This is a genomic window from Agromyces neolithicus, assembly GCF_039529735.1.
Classification (GTDB): Bacteria; Actinomycetota; Actinomycetes; order Actinomycetales; family Microbacteriaceae; genus Agromyces; species Agromyces neolithicus.
Map to the genome: position 1 here is coordinate 1 of NZ_BAAANJ010000024.1, position 5,370 is coordinate 5,370.

The following is a 5,370-nucleotide window of genomic DNA, read 5'->3' on the forward strand; positions in this document are numbered from 1 at the left end:
TTGGGGGGGTGGGACGGGTGTCTGTGTTGAATTTTTGTGGTGGGTTTCCGTCTGTTGGGAACCACAGAGTGGACGCAAGCAATCCTGGGCCACGCACACGGCCTTTACGTGAATGACACATATTTCGTGTGAGTGTGGTGATTGTCAAGTTATCGGCTTATTAGTACCGGTCAGCTTCACGAGTCTTTCGTCCTCGCTTCCACATCCGGCCTATCAACCCAGTCGTCTGGCTGGGAGCCTCTCCCCCAAATGGGGATGGAAATCTCATCTTGAGGCCGGCTTCCCGCTTAGATGCTTTCAGCGGTTATCCATCCCGAACGTAGCTAACCAGCGGTGCTCCTGGCGGAACAACTGGCACACCAGAGGTTCGTCCAACCCGGTCCTCTCGTACTAGGGTCAGATCCTCTCAAATTTCCTGCGCGCGCAGAGGATAGGGACCGAACTGTCTCACGACGTTCTAAACCCAGCTCGCGTACCGCTTTAATGGGCGAACAGCCCAACCCTTGGGACCTACTCCAGCCCCAGGATGCGACGAGCCGACATCGAGGTGCCAAACCATGCCGTCGATATGGACTCTTGGGCAAGATCAGCCTGTTATCCCCGAGGTACCTTTTATCCGTTGAGCGACAGCGCTTCCACAAGCCACTGCCGGATCACTAGTCCCGACTTTCGTCCCTGCTCGACCTGTCAGTCTCACAGTCAAGCTCCCTTGTGCACTTACACTCGCCACCTGATTGCCAACCAGGTTGAGGGAACCTTTGGGCGCCTCCGTTACTTTTTGGGAGGCAACCGCCCCAGTTAAACTACCCACCAGGCACTGTCCCTGAACCGGATCACGGTTCGAAGTTAGATATCCAGAGTGACCAGAGTGGTATTTCAACAATGACTCCACCGACACTAGCGTGCCAGCTTCACAGTCTCCCACCTATCCTACACAAGCCACACCGAACACCAATACCAAGCTGTAGTAAAGGTCACGGGGTCTTTCCGTCCTTCTGCGCGTAACGAGCATCTTTACTCGTACTGCAATTTCGCCGAGTTCGCGGTTGAGACAGCTGGGAAGTCGTTACGCCATTCGTGCAGGTCGGAACTTACCCGACAAGGAATTTCGCTACCTTAGGATGGTTATAGTTACCACCGCCGTTTACTGGGGCTTAAATTCTCAGCTTCGCCTTGCGGCTAACCGGTCCTCTTAACCTTCCAGCACCGGGCAGGCGTCAGTCCGTATACATCGTCTTGCGACTTGGCACGGACCTGTGTTTTTAGTAAACAGTCGCTTCCCACTGGTCTCTGCGGCCACTCCACGCTTCCCCCAGCAAGTGGGTTCACGCTTCGGGCCCCCCTTCTCCCGAAGTTACGGGGGCATTTTGCCGAGTTCCTTAACCACGATTCTCTCGATCTCCTCGGTATTCTCTACCTGACCACCTGAGTCGGTTTGGGGTACGGGCGGCTAGAACCTCGCGTCGATGCTTTTCTCGGCAGCATAGGATCACCCACTTTTCATCCGCGTCACGTCTCAGCCTTGGTGAGCGACGGATTTGCCTATCGCTCGGCCTACACGCTTGCCCCGGGTCAACCATCGCCCGGGCTGGGCTACCTTCCTGCGTCACACCTGTTAATACGCTCACTCCACCAGATGGGGTCGCATGCCGCCACACGATCGTCCCCGAAGGGATCCACATGTCTTGGGATGCTTAGCACTCCTGATCTCGTGTGGGCGGTTCTTCGCCGGTACGGGAATATCAACCCGTTGTCCATCGACTACGCCTGTCGGCCTCGCCTTAGGTCCCGACTTACCCAGGGCAGATTAGCTTGACCCTGGAACCCTTGGTCTTCCGGAGGACGGGTTTCTCACCCGTCTTTCGCTACTCATGCCTGCATTCTCACTCGTGTGGCCTCCACGGCTGGTTTCCACCGCCGCTTCACTGCCCACACGACGCTCTCCTACCCATCACCACGACTGGACCACGAAGGCCTATCGATATGCGGTAATGCCACAACTTCGGTGGCGTGCTTGAGCCCCGTTACATTGTCGGCGCGGAATCACTTGACCAGTGAGCTATTACGCACTCTTTCAAGGGTGGCTGCTTCTAAGCCAACCTCCTGGTTGTCTGTGCAACTCCACATCCTTTCCCACTTAGCACGCGCTTAGGGACCTTAGTCGGTGGTCTGGGTTGTTTCCCTCTCGACGATGAAGCTTATCCCCCACCGTCTCACTGCTGCGCTCTCACTTACCGGCATTCGGAGTTTGGCTGACGTCAGTAACCTGTTGAGGCCCATCGGCCATCCAGTAGCTCTACCTCCGGCAAGAAACACGCAACGCTGCACCTAAATGCATTTCGGAGAGAACCAGCTATCACGAAGTTTGATTGGCCTTTCACCCCTATCCACAGCTCATCCCCTCCATTTTCAACTGAAGTGGGTTCGGTCCTCCACGACGTCTTACCGTCGCTTCAACCTGGCCATGGATAGATCACTTCGCTTCGGGTCTAGGACCTGCGACTGAATCGCCCTATTCAGACTCGCTTTCGCTACGGCTACCCCACACGGGTTAACCTCGCCACAGATCACTAACTCGCAGGCTCATTCTTCAAAAGGCACGCCGTCACCCCAACAAGGAGGCTCCGACGGTTTGTAAGCAAACGGTTTCAGGTACTATTTCACTCCCCTCCCGGGGTACTTTTCACCTTTCCCTCACGGTACTTGTCCGCTATCGGTCATCTGGGAGTATTTAGGCTTATCAGGTGGTCCTGACAGATTCACGCGGGATTTCTCGGGCCCCGCGCTACTTGGGATACCTCTCCGGGCCGCCAGACATTTCGACTACGGGACTCACACCCACTCCGGTCCGGCTTTCAATCCGGTTCGTCTATACCTGACGCGTCACCGTGACTGCACGGCAGTACAGTCCGAAAGGTCCCACAACCCCGACCATGCAACCCCTGCCGGGTATCACACATGGCTCGGTTTAGCCTCTTCCGCGTTCGCTCGCCACTACTAACGGAATCACGGTTGTTTTCTCTTCCTGTGGGTACTGAGATGTTTCACTTCCCCACGTTCCCTCTACCCGCCCTATACATTCAGGCGGGAGTCACCAGGTCACCCAAAGGGCCTGGCGGGGTTTCCCCATTCGGAAATCCTCGGATCACAGCTCGTTTATCAGCTCCCCGAGGCTTATCGCAGATTACGACGTCCTTCTTCGGCTCCAGATGCCAAGGCATCCACCGTTTGCTCTTAGAAACTTGAAATCACATGAGTTCGATCAAAAATCGTGCAACACCCAACGGGTGCCGCGAAATTGACCAGTGAACACACCGAACAACACCCCCGAAAGGATGCCGCCCAATGCGATTCACCTATTGTGACTGACCCCGAAGGGTCAATCTAAGATGCTCGCGTCCACTATGTAGTTCTCAACAGACGGCCAGAACCCCCACACCCACCAACCCACAGGCTGATCTCGGTGAAGGTCTGAAGAAACCATCACCCCCACCCGAAGGCAGGGTTGTCCGGTCCCTCAGGACCCAACAGCGTGCAACGTACCCGACCGGCCGGCCCCCACCGTTCCAACCACCGAAGTGGCGTACTAGGTCTGAACCATACAGACGAGCACCCATGTTCAATGTTCCACCCATGAGCAACCAGCGAGCCACATAGGACCCGATCTGGTCTGCACTGCGGAAACCCCGAAAGGCATCCGAGTTGCTCCTTAGAAAGGAGGTGATCCAGCCGCACCTTCCGGTACGGCTACCTTGTTACGACTTAGTCCTAATCACCGATCCCACCTTCGACGGCTCCCTCCCACAAGGGGTTAGGCCACCGGCTTCGGGTGTTACCGACTTTCATGACTTGACGGGCGGTGTGTACAAGGCCCGGGAACGTATTCACCGCAGCGTTGCTGATCTGCGATTACTAGCGACTCCGACTTCATGAGGTCGAGTTGCAGACCTCAATCCGAACTGAGACCGGCTTTTTGGGATTCGCTCCGCCTTACGACATCGCAGCCCTTTGTACCGGCCATTGTAGCATGCGTGAAGCCCAAGACATAAGGGGCATGATGATTTGACGTCATCCCCACCTTCCTCCGAGTTGACCCCGGCAGTCTCACATGAGTTCCCACCATAACGTGCTGGCAACATGCGACGAGGGTTGCGCTCGTTGCGGGACTTAACCCAACATCTCACGACACGAGCTGACGACAACCATGCACCACCTGTAACCGAGTGTCCAAAGAGTTCCACATTTCTGCGGCGTTCTCGGTCATGTCAAGCCTTGGTAAGGTTCTTCGCGTTGCATCGAATTAATCCGCATGCTCCGCCGCTTGTGCGGGCCCCCGTCAATTCCTTTGAGTTTTAGCCTTGCGGCCGTACTCCCCAGGCGGGGCGCTTAATGCGTTAGCTACGACACGGAAACCGTGGAAAGGTCCCCACATCTAGCGCCCAACGTTTACGGCGTGGACTACCAGGGTATCTAATCCTGTTCGCTCCCCACGCTTTCGCTCCTCAGCGTCAGTTACGGCCCAGAGAACTGCCTTCGCCATCGGTGTTCCTCCTGATATCTGCGCATTCCACCGCTACACCAGGAATTCCATTCTCCCCTACCGCACTCCAGTCTGCCCGTACCCACTGCAGACCCGAGGTTGAGCCTCGGGATTTCACAGCAGACGCGACAAACCGCCTACGAGCTCTTTACGCCCAATAATTCCGGACAACGCTCGGACCCTACGTATTACCGCGGCTGCTGGCACGTAGTTAGCCGGTCCTTTTTCTGCAAGTACCGTCAAACAGCCCGAAGACTGCCCTTCTTCCTTACTAAAAGCGGTTTACAACCCGAAGGCCGTCATCCCGCACGCGGCGTTGCTGCATCAGGCTTGCGCCCATTGTGCAATATTCCCCACTGCTGCCTCCCGTAGGAGTCTGGGCCGTGTCTCAGTCCCAGTGTGGCCGGTCACCCTCTCAGGCCGGCTACCCGTCGACGCCTTGGTGAGCCATTACCTCACCAACAAGCTGATAGGCCGCGAGTCCATCCCAAACCGAAAAACTTTCCACCCCCCACCATGCGGTGAAAGGTCCTATCCGGTATTAGCTCCGATTTCTCGGGGTTATCCCAGAGTCCAGGGCAGGTTACTCACGTGTTACTCACCCGTTCGCCACTAATCCCCAAGTGCAAGCACCCGGTTCATCGTTCGACTTGCATGTGTTAAGCACGCCGCCAGCGTTCGTCCTGAGCCAGGATCAAACTCTCCAAAAAAAATGGTTCCCAACACCGAAGCGTCAGGGAGTTCAAATCACTGACAGAGAAACAACTGACTATCCAAAATCAAATTGTCCATCAATCAAAGGAATCCCACCCCCACCAAACGATGAGGGA

At 56.0% G+C, this 5,370-nt stretch carries 2 rRNA genes; both read right to left on the bottom strand.

Going from position 1 to position 5,370, the window contains the following annotated elements:
* Nucleotides 1–140: 140 nt before the first annotated feature.
* Nucleotides 141–3,248: ribosomal RNA gene (locus ABD164_RS17720) — 23S ribosomal RNA — on the bottom strand.
* Nucleotides 3,249–3,713: 465 nt separating this feature from the next.
* Nucleotides 3,714–5,250, bottom strand: a 16S ribosomal RNA gene (locus ABD164_RS17725).
* Together the 16S and 23S rRNA genes form the textbook arrangement of a ribosomal RNA operon.
* Nucleotides 5,251–5,370: the final 120 nt, after the last annotated feature.